The sequence below is a fragment of the Acinetobacter brisouii genome, from assembly GCF_008993995.1.
GTDB classification, from domain to species: domain Bacteria; phylum Pseudomonadota; class Gammaproteobacteria; order Pseudomonadales; family Moraxellaceae; genus Acinetobacter; species Acinetobacter brisouii_A.
Window position 1 is genome coordinate 1 of record NZ_BKNN01000045.1, and the last position, 24,198, is coordinate 24,198.

Here is a 24,198-nt window from a genome sequence, read left to right on the forward strand (position 1 = left end):
GCCTTGTGATTGTGCATACCACTGGGTCTTTGGATCGAACCAAATGGCAATATTCCCACGATTAATGAGAGCTCGGTTATATGCGGGCCAATTGGTTGTGCGGTAGATTTTGTGTGTAGGCTTCTTCGTTTGAAAATTATATCGCTGAAGAAGCCCTTAAGAATAGCTTTGTGCAACAAAGCCCTTTTGATCCTGTAAAATTGGGTATTCGTGGTGCAACTTTCTGGGAAGAAAAGTTGAAAAACAAAAAATAAAATCGGATGATTTTTATAAAAAGGAGGGTGTTGATCACTCTCCTTTTTTTGTTTTTGCACATTAATAGTGCAAGATAACTTTAGTTTGATTGTACTCACAGTTTCATGCTCGTATGATGGGCGCGATTTTGATGAAGTAACTTATTGATCAAAATACATTTGTTAGCTAAAAAATAATCAAAACCATAGTGCTTAGTGATATCTGAGAATGTTCGATGATTTTGAAGTTAGCTAATAGACTCACCATCTATGCGGAGAGATAAATCAAGATGTCGAATCAAGACACCCCTGAATTAAGTAAAAGCTTATCTAACAGACACTTACAGTTGATCGCCATAGGCGGTGCCATCGGTACAGGACTCTTTATGGGTTCGGGTAAAACCATTAGCCTTGCAGGGCCATCGATCTTATTCATTTATATGATTATTGGCTTGATGGTGTTTTTTGTGATGCGGGCTTTAGGCGAGTTACTGCTTTCCAATTTAAGCTATAAGTCATTTATTGATTTCTCTACAGATTTAATTGGCCCTTGGGCAGGTTATTTTGTGGGTTGGACGTATTGGCTGTGCTGGATCACCATTGGGATTGCTGATTTATCGGCAATTATCAACTATTTGCAGTTTTTTAATGGAGGTCAGCCATTTAGCCCTGCCGAAGGTGCGCTGATTTGTGCCGCTTCTATTTTCTTTATCATGGGATTGAATCTCGTGACCGTAAAACTGTTTGGGGAAATGGAGTTCTGGTTTGCCTTAGTCAAAATTATTGCGATTGTGGTGCTGATTGCTGTTGGGCTATGGATGATCTTTACAGGATTTACCTCGCCAACAGGTGAAGTGGCTTCCTTTACTCATCTTTGGGCGAATGGCGGATTTTTCCCAACAGGAATGACTGGCTTTTTAGCAGGTTTTCAGATTGCCATTTTTGCCTTTGTTGGTGTCGAGCTTGTTGGTACAACCGCCGCAGAAACACATGATCCTGAGCGTAATTTACCCAAAGCCGTCAATTCGATTCCGATCCGTATCATCATCTTTTATGTTTTTGCACTGACTATTGTGATGTCTGTCACGCCGTGGGACAGAATTAATCCAAATGTCAGCCCATTTGTGAATTTGTTTAGTCATGCAGGGATTGCCGCTGCCGCAATTATTATGAATTTGGTGGTGCTCTCTTCAGTCATGTCATCCATGAATAGTGGCGTGTTCTCCACCAGTCGTATGCTATTTGGTTTGTCACGTGAAGGGCAAGGGCCAAAACTGTTTGGTAAATTAAGTCCGCGTTTGGTACCTGCCAATGCATTGTATTTTTCAGCATTTTGTTTGTTGGGTGGCGCAGCGCTTCAATATTTTGTTCCGAATACCGTAGAAGCTTTTACACTTGCGACCACGCTATCAACTGTGCTGTTTATTTGTGTTTGGTTGATCATTATTTGGAGTTACATCAATTACTATAAAACACGTCCTGAATTACATCAGCAATCTAAATTCAAATTGCCGGGTGGTTTGTGGACATGTTGGGTGGTGATTATCTTCTTTATCGGCATGATTTATGTCTTGTCTTTAGAGCCTGATACATTAAAAGCACTAAAAGTCAGCCCGATCTGGTTCTTGATTTTGCTGATCGGATATTTCTTTTTTAAGCCTAAAAAGTGACTCAGCACCAACAGCCAACGCCAGTTTTAAACTGGCGTTTTTTATTTAGAAATACTTTGGTCGGAACAGGGTTCAAGGTATACTGCTTTTCAGTTTACATACAGGTGATGTCTATGATGCGTCAAATGATTGCCGTGATCAGCTTGGTGGCGACAGGTCTCAGCTTGGTCGGTTGTGGTCAGGCGGGAGATTTACAGTTACCGAACGATCCACACTTGGACACTCGTCCAAAATATCTGCTTTACCATCCGAAAGAACAGCCAAAAGCTGCATCTGAAGTCCATACATCAACATTTACACCATCTTCTGAAGTTCAGTAATTTAAGGATTTATCATGAGTTTTACCCGTATCCAAGGGGTTTTGCATGCTGAACAATGTTCTTTGGAACAGCTTGCACAGCAATTTTCTACACCGCTTTATGTGTATTCAAAAGCCAGTTTTGAAAAGCATTATTTAGATCTTGATCAGGCATTTGGCTATATCGATCATCAAATTTGCTTTGCGGTGAAGTCAAACTCAAATTTAGCTGTGTTAAATGTTTTGGCAAAGTTGGGTGCGGGATTTGATATTGTCACGGGTGGTGAACTTGCACGTGTTTTGGCGGCAGGCGGTAACCCAAACAAGGTGGTATTCTCAGGCTTAGGTAAATCTGAAGCGGATATTGAGACAGCATTAAATGTTGGTATTGCATGTTTCAATGTTGAATCTTATGCAGAACTTGACCGTATTGAAAAAGTGGCAGCACGTTTAGGCAAAACAGCGCCGATTTCATTGCGTGTGAACCCAGATGTCGATGCGAAAACACATCCATATATTTCAACGGGTTTAAAAGAAAACAAGTTTGGTATTCCAAGTGACAGCGTATTTGAAACGTATCAATATGCACACAGCTTGCCGCATTTAGAGATTGTGGGAATTGACTGTCATATTGGTTCGCAGTTGACGGAAACTCAACCCTTTGTCGATGCACTGGATCGTATGATTTTGATGATCGGGCAACTCAAAGCGTTAGGCATTGAACTGAAACACATCGACATCGGTGGTGGTTTGGGTGTGACGTATAACGATGAAGTTCCACCAACAGATGCAGAGTATGCCAATGCGATGCGTCCAGCCTTGGAAAAACTGGGCTTGAAAGTTTATATGGAGCCAGGTCGTAGCATTAGTGCCAATGCAGGTGTATTACTCACCAAAGTTGATTTGCTTAAACCAACCAATCATCGCAACTTTGCGATTGTTGATGCAGCCATGAATGACTTAATTCGTCCGTCATTGTATGAGGCATATCACTCCATTCAGGCAGTAACGCCTCGTCAAGATACAGAAAGCAAAACATGGGATATTGTTGGAGCAATCTGTGAAACAGGTGATTTCTTAGGTAAAGATCGCGAGTTGGCACTGCAACAAAATGACACATTAGCGGTGTTAGGTGCAGGTGCATATGGCTTTGTCATGAGTTCAAACTATAACTCCCGTGGTCGTGCTGCTGAAGTTATGGTCGATGGTGACAAGGCATATTTAATTCGTGAACGTGAAAGCATAGAATCTCTATGGGAAAGAGAGCGTTTATTGCCTGAGGAATAATTTGATGTTGTTAGAATTTACTAAAATGCATGGTCTGGGCAATGACTTTGTGGTGATCGATCTGATTCGTCAGCGCGCCTACTTGGATGCCGTAACTATTCAGCGAATGGCACATCGTCATTTTGGTATTGGCTTTGATCAGTTGTTGATTGTTGAGCCACCTGATTTTCCAAACGTCGACTTTAAGTACCGTATTTTCAATGCAGATGGTTCTGAAGTTGAACAATGTGGGAATGGTGTGCGTTGTTTTGCGCGTTTCGTCCATGAGCAACAACTGACACATAAAACCAAAATCAAGGTGCAAACTAAAGCAGGGATTGTTGAGCCTGAACTTGGGCCAAATGGTTGGGTTCGCGTCAACATGGGTTATCCGAAGTTCTTGCCTCAAGAAATTCCATTTCTTGCTGAAGAACAAGAGGAACTGTATCGCCTTGACCTCGCCAATAATCAAAATATTTTGATTGATGTGGTGAATATGGGGAATCCGCATGCAGTTACGATTGTACCTGATGTGCTAACCGCAGATGTGGCTACGCTTGGCCCACAAATTGAATCGCATGTCCGTTTCCCTGAACGCGTCAATGCAGGTTTCATGCAGATCATCGATGAAAAACATGCGCGTTTACGTGTGTTTGAACGTGGTGTAGGTGAAACATTGGCTTGTGGTACAGGGGCATGTGCGGCAGCAGTCAGCGCTATGCGCCGTGGCTTGTTGGCGAATGAAGTCGAAATTCAGCTTGCAGGTGGCTCATTACATATTGCGTGGCGTGATGGTGATGTAGTCTGGATGACTGGCCCAACAGCCAATGTCTATGAAGGGCGTTTTGATTTACGTTACTTCCAAGGCTAGAACTTTATCACTGCAAACCAAACCTTGATTTGGTTTGCAGTGTTTAGATTTTAAGATGTCACACAGTCTTGATACATGGGATACAGTGCATTTTCTTCACTTTCAATACGTTTGACTAACGCTGCCCCAATCTGTTGAAAATTCTGAATAAATTGTTGAATATTTTCAGCACCTACACGGCTTTCAATCCAATAACTTAAAAATTGATTGACGACACTTTCAATACTGCGCATTTCTCGGCGGTATTGACGCATTTGTTTAAACTCTTCAGTTTGATGTGCAAGACTTTGTTCTAAAAAGCCATAGAGCTTGATATTTTCTGCCTGTAAATGGGCATGAAAATCAGATTTAAATTGCTCAAGTTGAGAAACAATCTCTGCGTATTGAGTGTGTTCAATACTCTGAAGTACCGCTGAATATAGTCCAATTAAATGTTAATGATCTTGTTGTAAGTGTTTGACAAGACTTGAGTAGTAGGCAATTTTTTGTGGTTGGGTTGCACCTGTTGTTTCTAAATCGATAGCAAGACTGGCTTGAGCTGCTTGTCTAGTCGTTATCGGTTATTTTTTTCTAAGAAATTGATTTTAATAACATTAAAAAATTCATAATGCACCATTCTCGAGAAATAAAGTGAGGGTTAATGCTTTTTTAAAAGTATCATGATTTAACAAGCCTATATCAAAATAGGTATTGATATTATAAACAAAAATTTGTTGGCTTGATTATGCGGTTGAAGTTTTTCATACTGTGGTCAATTAAAAAATCTCACTGTTGAGTATCCAATAATGTCAAATTTTGAGTCTGAGCAACAGCTTGAGCAACTATTACAACAAGCCGCCCAAGAACCTGCTTATCGTCCACAATTTTTACAGCAACTGTTGAATGGGCATATTTATTGTTTGGGGACAACCCAGCGCACACAGTCGACCAAGACGGAACAAGTGCATTTACAACAAGGTGATCAGTTGCAGTTGCAAAAATGGCAGAAGGCAGATGGAACGGAAGCGTTACCCTTTTTCTTGTCATTACAAACTTTGCAGCAATCTATACAAGAAGAGCATAGCTACCTGTATTTGCCCACCCGTGATTTTTTTGAAATGACGTTGGGGGACACTTTGGTGCTTAATCCTTTATCTCCTTATGGTAAAGAGTTTACATCCAAGGAAATTCAGCACCTGCTAGATATTGATATGGGGCAGGTCGAGCGTTATGAGGTTGAGCAGGATACCGAAGTTTTACTGGGGCAACCGACAGATTATCCATATCAAATGGTGACGCAGTTGCAGAAATTTTTTCAAACTAAGCCACAAGTACAAGCAGCCTGTTTGGCAACAATGTTTAACCCACAGCGTGATCAGGCTCCCACCCTGATTATTGGATTGAAATTAGATTCAGAACAACAACTGGAACAGCTGATTCAGCAGGCGGGGCAAGTCGCTTTTGATAGTTTGGATCAACCTACTCCTGTTGATCTGACCATTATTGATGAGCAACAAACAGATAATTTAAGTGAGTATTTTTGTCAAGAAACTACGCCTTTTTACTTGCGGGAGCAGCCGCAAAAACGCCGTGGTGTATTGTCTCGAATTTTTTCCTGATTGGAATGGGTAAAATGGATGCTTTTGAGCTGTTAGCAGTCTGGTTGAATTCGCGTAAAATTCAACAACAGTCCGAACATACTTTGTCTGCTTATGCGCGTGATGTCACTGATTTTCTGCATTTTTGCCAGCGTAAAAAACTGGATTTAAATCAAATAGAAGCATCTGATTTACGAGAATATTTATCTGAAAAAGTTGAATATCAAAAACTGGCGAGTAGTAGTTTACAGCGTATGTTGAGTTCAATTCGGCAGTTTATGCAATGGGTTGAGCAGCAGGATTATATTGTTCAAAACCCAAGTAAAGATTTTCAACTCAAACGTCAACCTCGGGCTTTGCCGGGGCTATTAGATGTAGAAACCATTCTTCAAATTTTAGAGCAGCCTGCACCTGAAAAACCTGTAGAGCAACAATTGTGGTTGCGCGATAAAGCAATTTTGGAACTGCTTTACTCCAGTGGTTTGCGTCTTGCTGAGTTGCAGGCATTACGTGTACATGACTTAGATTTTGAACGACTGCTGCTGCGTGTTACAGGTAAAGGCGATAAAACTCGTGTAGTGCCTTTTGGGGAGAAAGCCAAAACGAGTTTGCAACAATGGTTTAAAGTTTATGCCATTTGGGTTGGGCATGTGATTCGTGCAACAGACCCCATATTTATTTCGCAGCGTGGTGGAGCATTAACGCCTCGTCAAATTGAAAATCGGGTAAAAGCACAAGCGCAGCGCGCAGGCGTAAATGCCGATTTGCATCCACACTTGCTGCGCCATTGTTTTGCCAGTCATTTGTTGTCTTCAAGTGGAGATTTACGTGGTATTCAGGAAATGCTGGGTCACAGTAATTTGAATACCACGCAAATCTATACCCATTTGGATTTTGAACATCTTGCGCAAAGTTATGATCGAGCACACCCACGCGCACAAAAGTAGAATTTAGTATTCATCTAAAGGCAATTGATAGCTTTGTTTAATAAACTGGCTCGGTAAATCTGTTTTGACACTGGTAATGCCATTTTTTTTGGTGAGGTGGCTGGACTGAAATTTACGGTAACTTTCGAGGTCAGGCACCACCACTTTGAGCATGGCATCGCACTCGCCTAGAATAATATAGCATTCCATGACTTGAGGAAGCTCTTTCATGGCTTCGATAAAACAATCAATGGTTTCGGCATCTTGACCGATCAGCCAAATTCGTGAAAACAAAATCAAAGAAAATCCAACCTTTTGAGGATCAACCAAAGTGGTATAGCCACGAATTACACCGACCTCTTCAAGTAACTTCACGCGCCGTAAACAAGACGACGGAGAGAGTCCTACCGCTTTGGCAAGGTCGTTGTTTTGAATACGTCCATTTTTTTGCAAATTCAAAATAATATTTTTATCGATACGATCGAGCTTTATTGAAACTGATTTATTAATTTGTTTCATAAATTAGAATTTAATTCGAAAAATTGATTTAATTATAGAATATTTGCAATCCTATTTGATGCGTTTTTCTCAATAATAGCTTAGCTGCTGATGAAGGCGCAAGCGATGTCTGATTTTACCCTTTTTGCGATCACGGTGATTCCACTGGTGTTGACTCCTGGACCTGATATGTTGTTTGTCCTTTCACAAGTCATGGGTAAAGATTTTAAGTCAGGCATGATGGCGACATTTGGCGTATGTTCTGGATATTTAGTGCATTCTGTTCTGGTAGCGCTTGGTATCTCAGCGATTATTGTGTCTTATCCAATGTTGTTTAATGCAATTCGTTTCTTTGGAATTGCCTATTTGATTTATATTTCGATTCAATTGTTTCGTTCTGCGTTCAATAGTAAAGGAATTCGTTTACAAGCAGCGCAGACCCATAACCCAATTCGTAAAGGCTTTGTCACGTCTTTACTCAATCCGAAAGTGATGCTGATTTATTTTGCGATCTTGCCACAATTTATGCATAGCAAAGGCAATCCTGTGGTTGAAGGTTTGCTGTTATCTCTGATTTTTATTGGTTCATGTGTTGTTGTTTATCTCACCTTGTCATTTATTGTGGCAAAAGCCACACAAAAAGCAGGTTTTGATCAAAGCAAACAAAAATGGGTGGATGCAACTTCAGCGAGTATGATTATGTTGGCTGCAACATGGTTGATGGCGCACTAATTCTTTGATTTTCCCTTGCCAGCATTTGCTGGCATTTTTTATGAGCTGTTATGTTGTATTTATGACATTGATGTGAGATCTGGTTACAGTCTTTGTTATCAATAGATGTGGATATTTCTGATGTTAATCATGAGTAAAACTAATAATTTGAGCAAAAGTGACTCATAAGTTTTATTTTTTAAATCATTGTTTTTTATTTTAAAAATACCTAAAAACTAGGGTAGAATACCTCGCGCTGCACTTTTCTTTGAACTGATCAATTCACATTTTTCAAGCAAAATCAGGCTTTGTCAAAAAATTGTGACTTGACCGAAATGCCAAACGCATTGCAAGATAGGCAACGAAAACGAATTTCTGAAAAGTATCGCACTTTTCTCCTTGATCATTGGATAATACAGCCGAGGAATACATGAAGGCTCTTGTTGCTGTCAAACGTGTGGTAGATGCCAACGTTAAAGTTCGCGTTAAGCCGGACAATAGTGGTGTTGATTTAACCAACGTAAAAATGTCAATTAACCCATTCTGTGAAATCGCAGTGGAAGAAGCGGTTCGCTTGAAAGAAAAAGGCATTGTTTCTGAAATCATCGTGGTTTCAGTGGGTGCAAAAGAAGCGCAGGAGCAAATCCGTTCTTCAATGGCGCTTGGTGCTGACCGTGGTATCTTGGTTGAAACAGCTGATGAAATCGGTGCTTTAGAAGTTGCGAAAATCTTAAAAGGTGTCGTAGACCAAGAACAACCACAACTGATTTTGCTCGGTAAACAAGCTATTGATGATGACTCTAACCAAGTCGGTCAAATGTTGGCAGCACTTTTAGGTGCAGGTCAGGCAACATTTGCCTCTGAAGTTAAAGTGGATGGTGACAAAGTTCAAGTGACTCGTGAAATCGATGGTGGTTTGCAAACTGTTGAGTTGAGCCTACCTGCGATCATCACGACTGATTTACGTTTGAATGAACCACGTTATGCGGCTCTACCAAATATTATGAAAGCGCGTAAAAAACCGCTTGAGACTAAATCTCCAGCAGATTATGGCGTAGCAACGGGCAGTAAACTGAAAACATTAAAAGTTGAAGCTCCAGCAGAACGTCAAGCAGGCGTACAAGTGAAATCAGTCGATGAGCTTGTTGAAAAACTTAAAAACGAAGCGAAAGTGATCTAAAAGGCAGGGATAACATCATGAGTATTTTAGTCATCGCTGAGCACGACAATCAGACATTAAATGGCGCAACCTTAAATGTTGTCGCAGCAGCGCAAAAAATTGGTGGAGACATCACTATCCTTGTTGCGGGTTCAGGCGCACAAGCTGTTGCCGATGCAGCAGCAAAAGTTGCAGGCGTAAGCAAAGTGCTATTGGCAGACAATGCTGCTTATGCACATCAACTTGCTGAAAATATTGCTGCATTGGTTGCAGACTTGGGTAAAGGCTACAGCCATATTTTGGCAGCGGCTACCACTACAGGTAAAAACATCCTGCCACGCGTTGCAGCGTTACTTGATGTCAGTATGGTCAGCGATATCATTGCAGTTGAATCTGCAAATACCTTCAAACGTCCGATTTATGCAGGCAATGCGATTGCGACTGTACAATCAGAAGAAGCGATTGTGGTTGCGACTGTACGTACCACAGCATTTGATGCTGTTGCGGCAGAAGGTGGCGCGGCAGCAGTTGAAGCGGTAAGTGAAGCAAAAGATGCAGGCGTATCGAAATTCGTGACAGAAGAAATCGTAAAAACTGAACGTCCAGAACTTTCAGCAGCACGCATTGTGGTCTCTGGTGGTCGTGGTGTGGGTTCAGGTGAAAACTACCACAAAGTCCTTGACCCATTGGCAGACAAATTGGGTGCAGCACAAGGTGCATCACGTGCAGCGGTTGATGCAGGCTTTGTACCAAACGACATGCAAGTGGGTCAAACAGGTAAGATTGTTGCACCTGACTTGTACATTGCCGTGGGTATTTCAGGTGCGATTCAGCACTTGGCAGGTATGAAAGATTCTAAAGTGATCGTTGCGATCAATAAAGATGAAGAAGCACCAATCAACGGAGTTGCTGACTACTGGTTAGTGGGTGACTTGAACGAAGTTGTGCCAGAATTAGTATCTAAGCTGTAATTTTTTGAATTCAGTCTAAAAAACGCCCAAATGGGCGTTTTTTTATGCCCAAGAGTTGTATTTGTGTTAGTTGTTTTTCGATAGAAATATATAAATTTAATAAGAAAAAAACACCAATTCAGATCAGAAAAAACATTCCAAATTAGAGGAAATTGATAAAAGAATCTGTAATAGAAAAATGCTGAAAATTATGCTCAAAAAAGCAACGATTTTGTGTGAGAAATGCGATTCTATTTACTGGTAAAGCAACAAAGCGAGGGTGAATATGCTAAAATATTGCGTTATGTTTTTCAGTTTTAGTGAAAAATTTTCTCACTAATTTTGTCTGAATTTTTTCAAAATTTCTGGCTGTTTATCGAGTTTAAATAGTCGAATAATAAGGAGTATGCATGAGCGTATCGGAAATCCGACCGATTGCCATTGAGGATGAACTCAAGCACTCGTATCTTGATTATGCGATGAGCGTGATTGTCTCTCGTGCATTGCCAGACGTAAGAGACGGTCTAAAACCTGTTCATCGTCGCGTGCTTTATGCAATGCATGAGTTAGGCAATGATTATAACAAAGCCTATAAAAAGTCTGCTCGTGTAGTGGGTGACGTCATCGGTAAGTATCACCCACATGGTGACTCTGCGGTGTATGAAACCATCGTACGTATGGCTCAGGATTTCAGCTTGCGTTACCAATTGGTCGATGGTCAAGGTAACTTTGGTTCAATCGATGGTGATAGCGCAGCAGCAATGCGTTATACCGAAGTGCGTATGACCAAGCTTGCTCATGAACTTTTGGCAGATCTTGAGAAAGATACAGTCGATTGGGAAGACAACTACGACGGCTCTGAGCGTATTCCTCAAGTTTTACCCACTCGTGTTCCAAATCTGTTGATTAATGGTGCGGCTGGTATTGCAGTTGGTATGGCAACCAACATGGCACCACACAACTTGACTGAAGTGATTCATGCTTGTCTTGCTTATGCAGACAATCCAAATATTTCAATTGAAGGCTTGATGGATCATATTAGTGGTCCAGATTTCCCAACAGGCGGCATTATCTACGGTAAATCAGGCATTGTGGATGCTTACCGTACAGGTAAAGGTCGTTTGCATATTCGTGGTAAGTACCATTTTGAAGAAGATGAGAAAACGGGTCGTATTACCATCGTCTTTACTGAAATTCCATATCAGGTCAACAAAGCAAAAGTCATTGAACGTATTGCTGAGTTGGTCAAAGAAAAGAAACTGGAAGGTATTTCAGAATTACGTGACGAGTCTGACAAAGATGGTATGCGTATTGCGATCGACTTGAAGCGTGGCGAAAACGCGGAAGTGGTGGTTAATAACCTGTTCTTGAATACACAGCTTGAAAACTCGTTCAGCATTAATATGGTTTGCCTAGACAATGGTCAACCAAAATTAATGAACCTGAAAGATATTATTGCAGCGTTTATTCGTCACCGTCAGGAAGTTGTAACTCGCCGTACCATGTTCGAATTGCGTAAAGCACGTGAACGCGGTCACATCTTGGAAGGTTTAACGGTTGCTCTGGCAAATATTGATGCCATTATCGAGACCATTAAAACTTCAGCCAATCCAGCAGAAGCACGTGAGCGTTTGCAAGCAGGTGAGTGGGCTGCGGGTGGTGTGGTTGAACTACTTGAAAAAGCTGGCGCAATTTCAGTTCGTCCAGACGAAATTGAAGGTGAAGATCCAAGTCGTCCATTTGGTTTGGCTGAGCAAATTTATCGCCTGTCACCAACTCAAGTCAGTGCAATTTTAGAATTACGTTTGCACCGTTTGACAGGTTTGGAACAAGACAAACTGCATGCCGAATACAGTGAAATCTTGGCGCAAATTGCAGAACTTACAGCCATCCTCAATGACTTTAACTTGTTGATGAACGTCATTAAAGAAGAACTTGCGCTGATTTTGCAACAATATGGCGATGCACGTCGTACTGATATTGTTGAATCACGTGTTGATTTCTGCCGTGAAGATTTGATTCCTGAAGAACAAGTGGTGTTAACCGTTTCTAAGACAGGTTATGCCAAGACTCAACCATTGTCTGACTATGCGGCGCAGCGTCGCGGTGGTCGTGGTAAGTCAGCAACCTCGATGAAAGAAGATGATTATATCCAACATCTGATTGTGGCATCGAACCATGCGACAGTACTGTGCTTCACCAATGTTGGTAAAGTCTATCGCTTGAAAGTATTTGAAGTTCCGCAAGCGTCACGTGGTGCAAAAGGTCGTCCAATGGTCAACCTGTTGCCACTCGATGCAAATGAAACGATTACTGCAATTCTTCCTTTAACTGAATTCCCAGAAAACCATTATGTGTTTATGGCGACCGCTTCAGGCACAGTGAAACGTGTTGAACTGGAACAATTTAGTAATGTTCGTTCAAATGGTCTGCGTGCAATTGAATTGAATGATGAAGATACCTTGATCGGTGTGGCGATTACCGATGGTAATCAGCAAATCATGCTGTTCTCAAATGAAGGTAAAGCGATTCGTTTCGCAGAAAGTGATGTACGTGCGATGGGACGTACAGCAAAAGGTGTACGTGGTATGCGTGTTGCCTTGGCTGCCAATGCGCTCGATAGCGAAGATGCTGAAAATGACAATGATGAAAATGAGGATAGCGATGAATCTTCAGATTCAGGTGTTGTCAGCCGCATTGTGTCATTAGTCGTTGTGCCTGCAACAGGTGAAGTGTTGTGTGCTTGTGCCAACGGTTATGGTAAGCGTACGCCAGTCGATGATTTCCCGACCAAAAAACGTGGTGGTAAGGGTGTCATCGCGATTAAAACTTCAGAGCGTAATGGTGAGTTGATCGGTGCAGTTGCGATTGATGAAACCAAAGAGCTGATGTTGATCTCTGATGGTGGGACTTTGGTGCGTACTCGTGCGTCTGAAGTTGCAACCACTGGGCGAAATGCACAAGGTGTACGTTTGATTCGTTTAGATGAAACGGAAACACTGGTTCGCGTTGAAGCAATTGATGCTGTTGAAGATGATGAACTGATTGAAGATCAAGTAATTGAGTCGACTGAAGAAGCAGTTGTGGTAGAAACGACAGCCGAATAAGTCTGCAAAAAAGACAAAAAGAGGAAGCAAAAAGCTTCCTCTTTTTTTATAGCTTATTGATTAAAAATAAAAACATCATAATTACGCTGATGTAGAACCTTAACATGAGGGTCGGCAGGTTTGAAATCATGCGGACGACTAATCACAATCAATGGTTGTTTGTTGTTCAGTGCCTGTTCAAGCGCTGCATCATTCCATAAATAGCGTTTTAACTGTGGTTCAAATAATAGACCATCTTTAATTTCAACCGAAGAATTATCTCCGCCAACATTATCCCAATTATTTACCAAATAGACTGGCGTTTTAAGATCAAGTAAAAAGGGCAGATCATAAAAATAGTAGTGGTAAAACACCAGTTGAGTATTGCCATGCAAATATTGCTGAAATTGAGTCTGATCATGATTGGTTTTGGTATCAAACATACGCACAGCAAAAGGAATCACGGAGCAAAGAATAACTAAACTGCACGCCGTTGCTTGGAATAATGACAGTTTCCCTGCTTTATTTGCAGTAAAGAGCATCCACGGGCTAATGATTAGGATGGCACCAAGAATAGAAATAAAACCGATATGTTCTAAATAAAAACCATGATTCTCCTTAATCACATGTGGAGCAACCAAGATTGCAATTCCAATGAGGGTGATAAAAATAAATGAACCAAGTTGTTGTAATTTATTTTTATGTTGAATCAGGGCTTGCTGAACCCATGCTGTGATGAGAATAGTCAGTGGCGCAATTGCAGGTAAAATATAGCCTGCCAATTTAGATGGCGGAATTGAAAAGAAAACAAGAACTGAAACTAGCCACCATAGCAGTAAAGCTAAAATCGGTGAAGGGATGGCTGTGCGAATATGTTGCTTAATGCCTTTAAATCCAGTCAGCATCAGCCATGGTAGAAAACTGAAAAATAAAATGACGATATAGAAAAACCAAGGCTGTTTGTTGTTGAAACCTGATGAGCTAAAACGGTCAAATTGTTGTTCAATAAAGAAATAGTGCAGGAAGTTTGGATAATGCTGCTGAGCTAGATAAAGCCATGGGCCAGCCAAAAGAATAAACAGTAAAATACCAAATGGATTGAGTAGAGCAGGGATTTTTTTCCATTCTTTGCAGTAAATCACCCAAGGTAAAATCACCATGCCAGGAACCAAGACACCAATTAGCCCCTTACTTAAAAAACCACCAGCACATGCGACATAACCCAAAAATAAAATAGATTTTTTGCCAGATAATGTGTAATCAGCAAAGCAGAACACAGTCAGTGTCATCCATGCTGCAACCAGTAAATCATGATTAATGTATTGACTGCTGCCAAAAAATAATAGACTCGTCGCTAAAATAAATACACTGAGCTGAGCAACCTGCTCGTTAATATATTTGCGGACAAAGAAAAAAATACTGGTCAGCATCAGGGTGGCGGCAAGCACCGGCACTAGGCGTAAGACCCACAAATGCACGCCAAAAATTTCCATAAGACCTGTACTGATCCAATGTAAAAGTGGTGGTTTGTGCATAAATGGAAAGCCATTGATACGTGGTGTGAGCCAGTCGCCTGTTTCAAACATTGCACGGCTAATATCACCATAACGTCCTTCATCTGGAACAGACATTGGACGAATAATTGCAGTGATAAAAAGCCAAATTGGTAGCAGTATTAATAATAATTTGGATGATCTATTTAGTGGTTGCATAGCATAGCCTCAATGCTGGAATGCAAAAAATCGGTTCAATACAAAGGTGAAAATCGCAGTCATAAAAATCGCGAAAACCACTAAGATCGAGAGTGGAATGTTTAAAAAATGATGTGAAATCAGCAATAAACTTTCATTGAAGATAAAGCCCAAAGTCGCAACAAGGACAAACTTAGGTAAAGTTTGCCGATGCGAAAGTGCTTGTGCTTGGAATGTAAAATGTCGATGCCCGAAGTAGCTCACCCAAAATGCCACAATAAACGCCAATAAATTGGCATAAGCGAGTGGAAGTTGCGATAAATGAAGCAGTAGCATCACCACGCTATAATGAGTGATTGCGGCTAGTCCGCCAATGACACCAAAACGTAAAAAGGTCAAGAAAGAAAGCATTAAGAAAGTCGTTGTTGAGGCTGTGGCGAGATACTTTTATCTTTTGAATATTCAGCAGCGACAATATATTTTGGGCGATTTTTGACTTCTGTATAAATTCTGCCGATATATTCACCCACAATTCCAATAAATAACAGTTGAATACCACCCAATAGTGTCATTCCTGCGGCGAGTGTTGCCCAGCCAGCGACTTTGTTACCTTCAACGAGTGTTTCAATAATGATCCAAAAACCATAACTCATCGCCATAAAGGCGAGTAAAGCACCTAGATAGATACAGACCCGTAGCGGTAAGTCTGAAAATCCTGTTAAACCTGATAATGCTAAATTAAATAATGACTTAAAATTAAAACTTGAAGTACCATATTGGCGCTCTTGCTCGGAAAACTGTAAGCCAACACTTTTAAAACCTACCCACGCATATAAGCCTTTCATATAACGATTTTTTTCTGGGAGATTTTGAATTGCAGCAATAACTTTGGCATCAATAAGACGAAAATCTCCTGCATTTTCAGGAATCTGAACTGAAGAGCTAAGACTTAAAATGCGATAGAAACTATGGGTAAATAAGCGTTTTAGCCAAGATTCGGTTGTACGGTTGCGAATGCCATATACCATATCATAGCCATTGCGCCATAAATTCAGCATGGTTGGAATTTCGTCAATTGGGTGCTGAAAGTCTGCATCTATCAATAACGCAATATCACCCGTGACATGATCTAAACCTGCACTGAGTGCCGCTTCTTTACCAAAGTTACGGGACAGTGCCAATACGCGCAGAGGATATTGCTCTACTAAACCATCCAAGACAGTCAATGTATTGTCTTTGCTACCATCATCAATCACGATAATTTCATAGCCTGTAAGGTGCTGTTGCTCTAATTTTTCCACTAAAGCAGGAATGAATTTTGGAAGATTTTCAGCTTCGTTATAAGCAGGGATGACACAGGACAAAATAGGATTTGTTCTCATGCGCTGACTCCGATACGTGTGAGCGTAATCTGATTGGCTTGGCAGTCATAGATGAACTGAGATGAATCAAGATATTGATATTCCTGAACTCTTGCGACTTTGATCGCATCATCTTGATCGGTACTGTTTTGAGCAGGATGACACATGATTAATAGATCATCTTGCGCTTGAGCTAGCCATTTTTGATTTAAGCTCGCGTAGTTCATTGGCTTAAAATCATAAATGCCAGCGAAATTCTGATTCTGTTTAAAATGGCTTTGAGTGCAAAGACGACGGAGTGATTTTGAACCAAGTTGCATCAACATATTGGTTTTAAATTGATATGGTGCGACAACAACGGCATGCTGAAGATTTCTGATCCAGCCCTTAAAATTCTGTTCTTGTAAAAATTGAATCAGGACTTCACGGATAACAGGGAATTGATGAACATGCTGATGCCCATCGACAAAATCGGGTGTTTGTCCAAGTGCTTGTGTAAATGCCTGCCACTGAGCCTGAATGCTTTCATACACTTTTTGGCGGGAGAGTTGCCGAGACCAAGCTTTGAACATCAATTGTGGTAAAGAAAAAGCCCACGTATTTGAGTCAAACACATGGGTAAAGTTGAGATGTAAACCCACTTCAGCTTGAAAAGTATAAGGCTTGAGTTGCTGTGCTGCATTTGGCCATTCAGGAGATTGAGTCATGCAGGAGGTTGCATGTAAACGATTCTTTTGAATTAAATTAATGATTGCATTAGAAATACTGGAATTTAATGCAAAATCATCAGCACAGTAACAGACATTTGCCATATTGGGCACTCACTTGCTTAATAGAGCTATTGCTCATTGAGCATCTCAAACGAAACTGAGTTTAATATGGGAGAAATGCCTTAAGTGCAACTTAAGGGTTATACTTGAAAAATGTTTCTTAATGTTACTATATAACAGAATGATGACAATGCTTAGCGTGGTGCTGTAAAAAAGCCATGCCAAAGTTTGAACATTGGCATGGCTTTTGAGCTTATTGAGCTTGGGTGATTTTCTTTAAGATATCGACTAAGACATTGAATTCATTTTGTAAAGGGGTGCTTTTACGCGTAACCAATGCAATCGTACGGCTAGGTGCAGCTTCAATATGCTTCACCTGTAAATCAGCATGACACTGTAACATGTGGCGCTGTAATGCAATTTCTGGCAGTAGCGTATAGCCTAAGTTTGAAGAAACCATCTCAATCAAGGTTGGTAATGAACTTGCTTTTAAGCGATGATCATTTTTACGTTCACCGATAGGGCAAGCACTGAGGACATGATCACGTAAACAATGACCTTCTTCAAGCAGCATTAAACGTGACAAATCTAAATCATCTAGACTACTTGCACGAACACATTGTTGATCGGCTTTATGGTGAACGAGAACCAGATTTTCTTTGGCAATTTCGGTCACTTTGAGTCCGCGTGTATCAAATGGAAGTGCCAAAACAATCATGTCCAAATTGCCATGCTCTAGTTTTTCAACAATTTTTTCACTTTGAGCTTCGTGAAGATGGAGTTGAATCTTTGGCAGATAGTGATGCACTTCATGGAGTAATTGCGTCAAAATAAAAGGCGCAATCGTGGGAATAATCCCCAAATGCAAATCACCTGTTAAAGGTTCACTCATTTCACGGCTTAGACGCATTAAATCTTGAGCATCGGCAAGTAAAACACGTGCGCGCGCAACAACTTGTTCCCCTAAAGGTGTTAAACGTACATTTTGGCGATCGCGTTCAACCAAAACACCCCCTAGTAGACGTTCTAACTCCATGATGCCACCAGACAAAGTTGACTGGGTCACAAAAGAGCGACGTGCTGCCTCGGTAAAATGCAATGTTTCAGACAGGGTAACTAAATAAGAAAGCTGTCTTAAAGAGGGTAATGCAGCCATAGCGTCCTAATATACTTTTAAGGTTTAAAGTGATGTGCAAATAAACCACTCAATTGAGGGATAAAATGTGGTGGAATATCATGCCCCATTCCAGCAATTAATTCAAATTTTGCAGACTTAATTGCTTTTGCAACAACCCGTCCATGTTTTGGTGGGAGTAGGCGATCACATTCGCCGTGAATCACGAGTGTTTCCTGCTGGATCTGTTGGTTCCAGTGTTTCAATGAACCTGTACATAATATCGCCAATAGTTGTTGGAGTACACCATTGGGATGGTAGCTGCGCAGATAAGCCTTACGTGCAAATAAACGAACTTCTTCAACATTTACATAGTTAGGTGAGCCAATCGCCTGATAAAGCAAGACATTTTGACGAATGATTTCATCTTCTTGTAAAGGGCGTTTGCTGAGCATCATTTTGAGTTGTTTGATGCCGGGTGCAGGAAGTAAAGGTTGATTATTACTGGTAAACAATAATCCGAGTTTATTCACTTTTTCGGGATATTTAGCTGCAACAATTTGAGCAATCATACCGCCCATCGATGCACCAATGAGATGACAGTTTGCAATTTGTAATTGATCAAGCAGTAAAGCAACATCATCCGCCATATCTTCTAAGGTATAGGCAGCACCTTGATTTTTAAGACCAACACTAAAGCGCGCCATCATATTCAACAGATGCTTTGTATGTCGAGGAGAATCGGAAATTTTACTCGATAATCCAATGTCACGATTATCAAAGCGAATTACATAAAAGCCTTGATCAATGAGTGATTTGCAGAAAAAATCAGGCCATAAAATGAGTTGCCCACCTAGACCCATAATCAGCAAAATACATGGATGCTCAGGATTCCCACCAACTTCGACATGGAGTTCGATGCCATTTTCGAGTTTGACTTTGGTTTCGCGCATATATTGGCTATAAGGCGATGGGCTGAACACAAGATTTGGATTCATGCTAAGCATCCATAGTTGAGTTAGGCTTGAAGTGGGATTAGGTCAGGAACAAGCTTGGTTAATGTTAAACGTTGCTTAGCAGCAGTTGCGCCCAATAAAACAAAACCACGAAGGGTTCCTGAACTGTCAACGGCTTTAGATAACATGCCATCTTCAAAATGCTCTGTTTCCCAATTGACTTCAACTTGAGGAGGTACAGGAAGTACAGTCAGTGGCGCAGCAGGCGTTTTGACAGCAACAGGCATCGCAGGGTAATGAACATGCGTATGTTCACCTGCGAGTGTTTTTGCAAGAGCACGCGCTTGTTGCATGATCGGCATCACATATGGCAACAGCATGCCGTTGACCTCTGCACAGTCACCAACAGCATAAATATCAGGCTGATTGGTTTCCATTAGACTATTGGTCAAAATACCGCGGCTAGTTTCAATCTGTGCATGTTTTGCCAAATCAATATTGGGTTGCAAGCCAACAGCGCATAAAACGAGATCTGCAGCGAGACTGTGACCATTTTCAAGTGTAACCACATAGTGTTGCTCAAGTTTACTGACTTTCTCAACGGTTGTGCCTAAGATAAATTTGATTCCACTCTGCTGTAATTTCTTTTGAAATGCTTCAGCCACATAAGTTGGAAGTAAACGACCAAGAGGTTGTGGGGCAAGATCAATCACTGTAGATTGATAGCCTGCATGCTGTAAGTCATTGGCAAATTCACAGCCAATTAGACCTGCACCTAAAATGACAAGACGTTTTTCTGCTTTTTGATCAAGACGCTGACGAAATGCACGATAGTCAGACAGTGAGTTCACCACATGGATGTCATCGCTGCCATCTCCTGCGATTGCAAGGCGAATTGGATTTGCACCAACAGCTAAAATCAATTTACTGTATTTAAGCTCAATGGTTTGCTGATTTTGAACATAACTTAACTGATGTTGTGCTGCATCAATATGATTGACCCATGCGTGAGTTTCAATCCGCATATTGAGTTGCTCAGCCATTTTTTGAGCATCTGCCAGTGCAATCTGTTCAGGTTGTTTATTGCCTGCAAAAGCATTGGAGAGCGTTGGTTTAGCATAACTTGCTGCATCATCAGCACAAATCATGATTAGTTCTTGTTCTTTATTTAATTTTCGATATTCACGTGCTAGGGTGTAACCCGCCATACCTGAACCGATAATCACAATAGGCTGCATATTCTTCTCCAACAGATATTCGTAAAAGACCATGTTGAACATGGTCTTTGTTGTTTTTAGATTTTAGACTTCAATCATTTCAAAATCGGCTTTGGATACACCACAGTCTGGGCAAGTCCAATCATTCGGTACATCTTCCCATTTTGTGCCAGGAGCAATTCCATCTTCTGGCCAACCTGCTGCTTCGTCATAAATCCATCCACAAACGATGCATTGATATTTTTTCATGAGTATCTCCAAAGTGCTGATGGGTAATAGAAAATGCCTATCAGCAATATTATGTGATTGGGGTGAAATGAATAACAGTAGTTTACAGGGTATTCTTCAATTTTTTTTGCTTTTGTTGCGGGTTAAAATCAAGATTATCTTGGGTGTGGGTATTGAGATGAACAAAAACCAAAGAAATGAAGATGATATTTTGAATGTTATAGACTAAGGTTGTAAGGAAATAAATAAATAAATCCTTATAATATTTTCGGTTTGTAATTTTATTAAATTTTTATTTTGTTTTAAATCAATAGCTTAAATTTAAAAAATAATAAAACAAATGCTATGAAATAGAAAATCATGGTTTTTTTTAATTTATTTGGTTAAAATTAGCGCAAATAGATTGATTAAAACTCTCCTGCCATGAACTTCGCTCAAACTTTTTGGTCTAACATCCGCACTGTTCCAAACTTTCCTAAAACTGGAATTTGTTTTTATGATTTAACACCGTTATTGGTAAATCAAATTGCAGCATTGTCTGATGCTTTAGTTGCAAGTATTCCTGCGGATCAAATCGAAGCGGTTGATAGTTTTGTCGCAGTTGAAGCGCGCGGCTTTGTATTGGCAAGCTTTTTGGCACAGCGTTTGAATAAGGGTCTAATCTTGGTTCGTAAAGCGGGTAAATTGCCACCTCCAGTTGTTGGTGTGGGCTATAGCTTGGAATACGGCTTGGATAAACTTGAAATGTCGGCTGACGTTGCACCAAATCAAAATGTCATTTTAGTTGATGATATTTTAGCAACGGGCGGTACCTTGAAAGCAGTTCAAGCTTTGGCGCAAAAATGCCAATTGAATGTATTGGGTGCAACCATTCTTTTAGATTTAGATACATTGCATAAAGAAATTGGTTTGGATGTGTGGTCTGTAGTTCGCGAAAGTGAAAAGCCACAGCAAGAAGAAGCAGTTGCTTAATTGATTTAACCGAGTTGCGAAAATGCCGATTTAAAGATCGGCATTTTTTATTTTTGGGATAATAAAGTCTGCTCAAAATGTTGAATCAGTAAATTGATATTTTCTGGGCATTCTAGGCGATGGTAGCCGCCTGCGTAAGTGTGTACCAACATAAAACGCTCTAAAATATGTTGAGTTTGGTGCATATCTAACATTTCATCACCCAGCTCCAAATATGCAAGCTGAGGAATATCATGATCAAGGTCTTTTTCTTCGAGTGCAGGATAATCATCACGAAACTTTGGAGCAAGACTTGGATTGGCAACAATTGCAGGTAAGCGAAATTGATCGGACATTCTCAGCGTCCAGTAACCCCCCACGCCATGTCCAACCAAAAGATCGGGTTTAATCTTTGCGATCATGTTTTGATAAAGCATTTCAACAGTTTGAAAACTTAAATTGCGATAATCCACATCCATGCAAAATTTTTGTTTTGCGTGAATGGCATGGAATTTATTGGATTCCTTAGATGAATCTAGTCCATGCAGAAATAGAATTTTGACATTGTTCATCTTCATCGAGTGGGTTTCATCACAAGGTAATGTGGAAAAGTCAGTTAGAAACATGCATTTGGTCTTAAAATGTTCGCGGTTTCTGTTGTATTTTACGTTGCTTCTGGATTTGTGTGTGCTAGCGAAAGGTCTAAAAAGTTTTTGTTTTAGACTAAAGTTGCATAAGTTGACTGATTTTTTGAGCTGATTTTTAAGAATTCTTTCGAAAAAAGCATGAATTCTGCTATGCTATGTGACTTCATTTTTTTAATTACTTTTTCGAGGCAGAGATGACGCAACAAAACGCTCAATCGACTTCTGAACCCATTATTTCCGAAAACGATTTAATTGCACAGCGTCATGCCAAGTTAAAGCAAATTCAGGAACATGCCAAAGAGGCGGGTACAAGCCCTTGGCCAAATACATTTAAACGCGAACATTATGCAGGCGACTTGCAAGAGCAGTTTAAAGATTTAGACAAAGCTGCAATCGAAGCGGGTGAACACGTTTATGTAAAAGTTGCGGGTCGTGTGATGTTGAACCGTGGTTCGTTCATCGTGCTGCAAGACATGACAGGTCGTATTCAGCTTTATGTTGACCGTAAAGGTTTGCCTGCTGAAACATTGGCAAGCATTAAATCTTTGGATTTGGGTGATATCGTTGCTGCAACGGGTTACATTGGTCGTTCAGGCAAAGGTGACTTATATGTACACCTTGAGACTTTTGAATTATTGACTAAATCTTTGCGCCCACTTCCAGATAAATTCCACGGTTTAAGTGATACAGAAGCAAAATACCGTAAGCGTTATCTTGATTTGATCGTGAACGAAGAAACACGTAAAACATTTGAAATTCGTGCGCAAGTGGTTGCAGGTATTCGCAACTACTTGGCAGATCAACGTTTCATGGAAGTTGAAACGCCAATGATGCACGTGATTCCAGGGGGGGCTTCTGCGCGTCCATTTGTGACCCATCACAATGCTTTGGATATGGATTTATATCTTCGTATCGCACCTGAACTTTATTTGAAACGTCTTGTTGTGGGTGGTTTTGAACGTGTGTTCGAGATTAACCGTAACTTCCGTAACGAAGGGGTGTCAACTCGCCATAACCCAGAGTTCACCATGATTGAATTCTACCAAGCTTATGCTGACTATAAAGATTTGATGCAGTTGACTGAAAATATGCTAGAAAAACTAGCGATTGATATTTTAGGTTCAACTGATGTGCCATATGGTGAAGAAGTGTATAGCTTCAAAGGCCCATTCAAGAAAATTTCAATGTTCGATGCGATTCTTGAACATAACCCAAGCTTTACGCCAGACAATGTCAATGATCGTGAATTCTTGGCAAACTTTGTTCGTGAAGAACTTAAAGAACAAGTGAAAGCTGGTTTTGGTTTGGGTAAATTACAAACCATCGTCTTTGAAGAAACGGTTGAAACTCAATTACGTCAACCAACATTCATTACAGAATATCCAGCAGAAACTTCTCCGTTGGCGCGCCGTAATGACCATAATCCGCATATTACTGACCGTTTTGAATTCTTTATTGGTGGTCGTGAGTTGGCAAATGGCTTTAGCGAGTTAAATGACCCGATTGACCAAGCTGAGCGTTTTCAAGCACAAGTTGCAGAAAAAGATGCGGGCGATGATGAAGCGATGCATTATGATGCAGACTTTATTGAAGCTTTGGAATATGGTTTGCCGCCAACTGCAGGTGAAGGGATTGGTATTGATCGTTTAGTGATGTTGTTTGCAAATGCATCAAGTATTCGTGATGTATTGTTGTTCCCGCATATGCGCCGTAAAGATGCTTAAAGATTAATTTGAAAATACCCCTGAATTCAGGGGTATTTTTTTATAAAGGCTTGGGGGTTTATCCTGCAAAGAGTGGGAACATACCGAAAACTAATGCACTGCCCATGAGTACAAAGCTGGTGAGTACTGCCCATTTTAGGGTGAAGCGTTGATGATCTGCGAACTCAATGATGTGTGCTGAATTAGCAGGAGACTTTCACTTGGGAGATTCTAGGCAGCTAACCGATAAAAGTCTTCTGCCATTTGATTTGGTGTCTTAAAATCCAAGCCTTTTTGAATTCTTCGTTGATTATA

24 protein-coding genes and 1 pseudogene are annotated in these 24,198 nt (G+C 40.6%); 13 read left to right on the forward strand and 12 right to left on the reverse strand.

Going from position 1 to position 24,198, the window contains the following annotated elements; genetic code table 11:
• Positions 1-108: pseudogene (locus tag GBN19_RS10990) on the reverse strand (IS5/IS1182 family transposase); the annotation flags it as partial.
• A gap of 415 nt (positions 109-523) precedes the next feature.
• Between GBN19_RS10990 and GBN19_RS10995 the strand changes: the two are divergent.
• From GBN19_RS10995 to dapF, 4 genes are all read left to right on the forward strand, one after another.
• Entirely contained in the window at positions 524-1,903 is a 1,380-nt protein-coding gene (locus tag GBN19_RS10995; RefSeq protein WP_151710151.1) for an amino acid permease, read from the forward strand.
• Positions 1,904-2,016: 113 nt separating this feature from the next.
• On the forward strand, positions 2,017-2,223 hold the full coding sequence (gene lptM / locus GBN19_RS11000) for an LPS translocon maturation chaperone LptM (RefSeq protein ID WP_151778169.1): 207 nt from the start codon (positions 2,017-2,019) through the stop codon (positions 2,221-2,223).
• A gap of 14 nt (positions 2,224-2,237) precedes the next feature.
• Positions 2,238-3,488, forward strand: a complete 1,251-nt coding sequence (lysA, locus tag GBN19_RS11005) for a diaminopimelate decarboxylase (RefSeq protein ID WP_151778170.1) — start codon at positions 2,238-2,240, stop codon at positions 3,486-3,488.
• Positions 3,489-3,492: 4 nt separating this feature from the next.
• Positions 3,493-4,338 (forward strand): diaminopimelate epimerase, encoded by an 846-nt coding sequence (gene dapF, locus GBN19_RS11010; RefSeq protein ID WP_151710148.1) that lies wholly within the window; start codon positions 3,493-3,495, stop codon positions 4,336-4,338.
• Between the two features lie 50 nt (positions 4,339-4,388).
• On the opposite strand, the gene GBN19_RS11015 is transcribed toward dapF, so the two are convergent.
• Positions 4,389-4,766, reverse strand: a complete 378-nt coding sequence (locus tag GBN19_RS11015) for a hemerythrin domain-containing protein (protein ID WP_151710147.1) — start codon at positions 4,764-4,766, stop codon at positions 4,389-4,391.
• A gap of 357 nt (positions 4,767-5,123) precedes the next feature.
• Between GBN19_RS11015 and GBN19_RS11020 the strand changes: the two genes are divergently transcribed.
• Together GBN19_RS11020 and xerA are read left to right on the forward strand one after the other, a co-directional pair.
• The gene (locus GBN19_RS11020; RefSeq protein ID WP_151778171.1) at positions 5,124-5,936 is read left to right on the forward strand and encodes an enhanced serine sensitivity protein SseB C-terminal domain-containing protein; all 813 of its coding nucleotides are present in this window, start codon (positions 5,124-5,126) and stop codon (positions 5,934-5,936) included.
• A gap of 14 nt (positions 5,937-5,950) precedes the next feature.
• Positions 5,951-6,862 carry a site-specific tyrosine recombinase/integron integrase gene (xerA, locus tag GBN19_RS11025; RefSeq protein ID WP_151778183.1) on the forward strand — a complete coding sequence of 304 codons (912 nt, stop codon included), beginning with the start codon at positions 5,951-5,953 and terminating at the stop codon, positions 6,860-6,862.
• Between the two features lie 3 nt (positions 6,863-6,865).
• Here xerA and GBN19_RS11030 read toward each other — a convergent pair whose 3' ends face one another.
• Positions 6,866-7,360 carry an Lrp/AsnC family transcriptional regulator gene (locus tag GBN19_RS11030; protein WP_151778172.1) on the reverse strand — a complete coding sequence of 165 codons (495 nt, stop codon included), beginning with the start codon at positions 7,358-7,360 and terminating at the stop codon, positions 6,866-6,868.
• Positions 7,361-7,465: 105 nt separating this feature from the next.
• Here GBN19_RS11030 and GBN19_RS11035 point away from each other — a divergent pair, with 105 nt between their 5' ends.
• The 4 genes from GBN19_RS11035 (at position 7,466) to gyrA (ending at position 13,266) form a co-directional block, all read left to right on the forward strand.
• Positions 7,466-8,071, forward strand: a complete 606-nt coding sequence (locus GBN19_RS11035) for a LysE family translocator (RefSeq protein WP_151710143.1) — start codon at positions 7,466-7,468, stop codon at positions 8,069-8,071.
• Between the two features lie 409 nt (positions 8,072-8,480).
• A complete protein-coding gene (locus tag GBN19_RS11040; RefSeq protein ID WP_151778173.1) occupies positions 8,481-9,230 on the forward strand; it encodes an electron transfer flavoprotein subunit beta/FixA family protein in 750 nt (249 codons plus the stop codon).
• 17 nt (positions 9,231-9,247) lie between these two features.
• Positions 9,248-10,180 carry an FAD-binding protein gene (locus GBN19_RS11045; protein ID WP_151778174.1) on the forward strand — a complete coding sequence of 311 codons (933 nt, stop codon included), beginning with the start codon at positions 9,248-9,250 and terminating at the stop codon, positions 10,178-10,180.
• 389 nt (positions 10,181-10,569) lie between these two features.
• Positions 10,570-13,266, forward strand: a complete 2,697-nt coding sequence (gene gyrA / locus GBN19_RS11050) for a DNA gyrase subunit A (protein WP_151778175.1) — start codon at positions 10,570-10,572, stop codon at positions 13,264-13,266.
• Between the two features lie 53 nt (positions 13,267-13,319).
• Here the strand turns inward: gyrA and GBN19_RS11055 are convergent, their stop codons facing one another.
• The 8 genes from GBN19_RS11055 to rubA all read right to left on the reverse strand — a co-directional run bounded on the left by GBN19_RS11055 (position 13,320) and on the right by rubA (position 20,603).
• Positions 13,320-14,957 carry an ArnT family glycosyltransferase gene (locus tag GBN19_RS11055; protein ID WP_151778176.1) on the reverse strand — a complete coding sequence of 546 codons (1,638 nt, stop codon included), beginning with the start codon at positions 14,955-14,957 and terminating at the stop codon, positions 13,320-13,322.
• 9 nt (positions 14,958-14,966) lie between these two features.
• Positions 14,967-15,347: a GtrA family protein gene (locus tag GBN19_RS11060; protein WP_151710138.1), complete on the reverse strand. Its 381-nt coding sequence runs from the start codon at positions 15,345-15,347 to the stop codon at positions 14,967-14,969.
• On the reverse strand, positions 15,347-16,318 hold the full coding sequence (locus GBN19_RS11065) for a glycosyltransferase family 2 protein (RefSeq protein ID WP_151778177.1): 972 nt from the start codon (positions 16,316-16,318) through the stop codon (positions 15,347-15,349). Before GBN19_RS11065 ends, GBN19_RS11060 begins: the two co-directional genes overlap by 1 nt.
• Positions 16,315-17,109, reverse strand: coding sequence for a ChbG/HpnK family deacetylase (locus GBN19_RS11070; protein WP_151778178.1), 795 nt, complete (start codon positions 17,107-17,109; stop codon positions 16,315-16,317). Before GBN19_RS11070 ends, GBN19_RS11065 begins: the two co-directional genes overlap by 4 nt.
• Before the next feature lie 211 nt (positions 17,110-17,320).
• The gene (oxyR, locus tag GBN19_RS11075) at positions 17,321-18,223 is read right to left on the reverse strand and encodes a LysR family transcriptional regulator OxyR (RefSeq protein WP_151710135.1); all 903 of its coding nucleotides are present in this window, start codon (positions 18,221-18,223) and stop codon (positions 17,321-17,323) included.
• Positions 18,224-18,240: 17 nt separating this feature from the next.
• A complete protein-coding gene (locus GBN19_RS11080) occupies positions 18,241-19,179 on the reverse strand; it encodes an alpha/beta fold hydrolase (RefSeq protein ID WP_151778179.1) in 939 nt (312 codons plus the stop codon).
• A gap of 20 nt (positions 19,180-19,199) precedes the next feature.
• Complete coding sequence (locus tag GBN19_RS11085) at positions 19,200-20,375, reverse strand: NAD(P)/FAD-dependent oxidoreductase (RefSeq protein ID WP_151778180.1); 1,176 nt, start codon at positions 20,373-20,375, stop codon at positions 19,200-19,202.
• Between the two features lie 63 nt (positions 20,376-20,438).
• Positions 20,439-20,603, reverse strand: coding sequence for a rubredoxin RubA (gene rubA, locus GBN19_RS11090; protein ID WP_151710132.1), 165 nt, complete (start codon positions 20,601-20,603; stop codon positions 20,439-20,441).
• On the opposite strand from rubA, the gene GBN19_RS11095 reads away from it, so the two are divergent.
• Entirely contained in the window at positions 20,602-20,811 is a 210-nt protein-coding gene (locus tag GBN19_RS11095) for a hypothetical protein (protein ID WP_151710131.1), read from the forward strand. The genes rubA and GBN19_RS11095 overlap by 2 nt on opposite strands.
• A 194-nt stretch (positions 20,812-21,005) precedes the next feature.
• Positions 21,006-21,554 (forward strand): adenine phosphoribosyltransferase, encoded by a 549-nt coding sequence (locus GBN19_RS11100; RefSeq protein ID WP_151778181.1) that lies wholly within the window; start codon positions 21,006-21,008, stop codon positions 21,552-21,554.
• 47 nt (positions 21,555-21,601) lie between these two features.
• Here GBN19_RS11100 and GBN19_RS11105 read toward each other — a convergent pair whose 3' ends face one another.
• Entirely contained in the window at positions 21,602-22,111 is a 510-nt protein-coding gene (locus tag GBN19_RS11105; RefSeq protein ID WP_215899829.1) for a YqiA/YcfP family alpha/beta fold hydrolase, read from the reverse strand.
• Positions 22,112-22,374: 263 nt separating this feature from the next.
• Here GBN19_RS11105 and lysS point away from each other — a divergent pair, with 263 nt between their 5' ends.
• Positions 22,375-23,904, forward strand: coding sequence for a lysine--tRNA ligase (lysS, locus tag GBN19_RS11110; RefSeq protein WP_151778182.1), 1,530 nt, complete (start codon positions 22,375-22,377; stop codon positions 23,902-23,904).
• Positions 23,905-24,198 lie beyond the last annotated feature (294 nt).

What these genes read in the sequence shown, in the direction of transcription:
- GBN19_RS10995 (WP_151710151.1), top strand. Translation starts at nt 524, where the DNA reads ATGTCGAATCAAGACACCCCTGAATTAAGTAAAAGCTTATCTAACAGA.
- lptM (WP_151778169.1), top strand. Translation starts at nt 2,017, where the DNA reads ATGATGCGTCAAATGATTGCCGTGATCAGCTTGGTGGCGACAGGTCTC.
- lysA (WP_151778170.1), top strand. Translation starts at nt 2,238, where the DNA reads ATGAGTTTTACCCGTATCCAAGGGGTTTTGCATGCTGAACAATGTTCT.
- dapF (WP_151710148.1), top strand. Translation starts at nt 3,493, where the DNA reads ATGTTGTTAGAATTTACTAAAATGCATGGTCTGGGCAATGACTTTGTG.
- GBN19_RS11020 (WP_151778171.1), top strand. Translation starts at nt 5,124, where the DNA reads ATGTCAAATTTTGAGTCTGAGCAACAGCTTGAGCAACTATTACAACAA.
- xerA (WP_151778183.1), top strand. Translation starts at nt 5,951, where the DNA reads ATGGATGCTTTTGAGCTGTTAGCAGTCTGGTTGAATTCGCGTAAAATT.
- GBN19_RS11030 (WP_151778172.1), bottom strand. Translation starts at nt 7,360, where the DNA reads ATGAAACAAATTAATAAATCAGTTTCAATAAAGCTCGATCGTATCGAT.
- GBN19_RS11035 (WP_151710143.1), top strand. Translation starts at nt 7,466, where the DNA reads ATGTCTGATTTTACCCTTTTTGCGATCACGGTGATTCCACTGGTGTTG.
- GBN19_RS11040 (WP_151778173.1), top strand. Translation starts at nt 8,481, where the DNA reads ATGAAGGCTCTTGTTGCTGTCAAACGTGTGGTAGATGCCAACGTTAAA.
- GBN19_RS11045 (WP_151778174.1), top strand. Translation starts at nt 9,248, where the DNA reads ATGAGTATTTTAGTCATCGCTGAGCACGACAATCAGACATTAAATGGC.
- gyrA (WP_151778175.1), top strand. Translation starts at nt 10,570, where the DNA reads ATGAGCGTATCGGAAATCCGACCGATTGCCATTGAGGATGAACTCAAG.
- GBN19_RS11055 (WP_151778176.1), bottom strand. Translation starts at nt 14,957, where the DNA reads ATGCAACCACTAAATAGATCATCCAAATTATTATTAATACTGCTACCA.
- GBN19_RS11060 (WP_151710138.1), bottom strand. Translation starts at nt 15,347, where the DNA reads ATGCTTTCTTTCTTGACCTTTTTACGTTTTGGTGTCATTGGCGGACTA.
- GBN19_RS11065 (WP_151778177.1), bottom strand. Translation starts at nt 16,318, where the DNA reads ATGAGAACAAATCCTATTTTGTCCTGTGTCATCCCTGCTTATAACGAA.
- GBN19_RS11070 (WP_151778178.1), bottom strand. Translation starts at nt 17,109, where the DNA reads ATGGCAAATGTCTGTTACTGTGCTGATGATTTTGCATTAAATTCCAGT.
- oxyR (WP_151710135.1), bottom strand. Translation starts at nt 18,223, where the DNA reads ATGGCTGCATTACCCTCTTTAAGACAGCTTTCTTATTTAGTTACCCTG.
- GBN19_RS11080 (WP_151778179.1), bottom strand. Translation starts at nt 19,179, where the DNA reads ATGAATCCAAATCTTGTGTTCAGCCCATCGCCTTATAGCCAATATATG.
- GBN19_RS11085 (WP_151778180.1), bottom strand. Translation starts at nt 20,375, where the DNA reads ATGCAGCCTATTGTGATTATCGGTTCAGGTATGGCGGGTTACACCCTA.
- GBN19_RS11095 (WP_151710131.1), top strand. Translation starts at nt 20,602, where the DNA reads ATGAGTATCTCCAAAGTGCTGATGGGTAATAGAAAATGCCTATCAGCA.
- rubA (WP_151710132.1), bottom strand. Translation starts at nt 20,603, where the DNA reads ATGAAAAAATATCAATGCATCGTTTGTGGATGGATTTATGACGAAGCA.
- GBN19_RS11100 (WP_151778181.1), top strand. Translation starts at nt 21,006, where the DNA reads ATGAACTTCGCTCAAACTTTTTGGTCTAACATCCGCACTGTTCCAAAC.
- GBN19_RS11105 (WP_215899829.1), bottom strand. Translation starts at nt 22,111, where the DNA reads ATGAAGATGAACAATGTCAAAATTCTATTTCTGCATGGACTAGATTCA.
- lysS (WP_151778182.1), top strand. Translation starts at nt 22,375, where the DNA reads ATGACGCAACAAAACGCTCAATCGACTTCTGAACCCATTATTTCCGAA.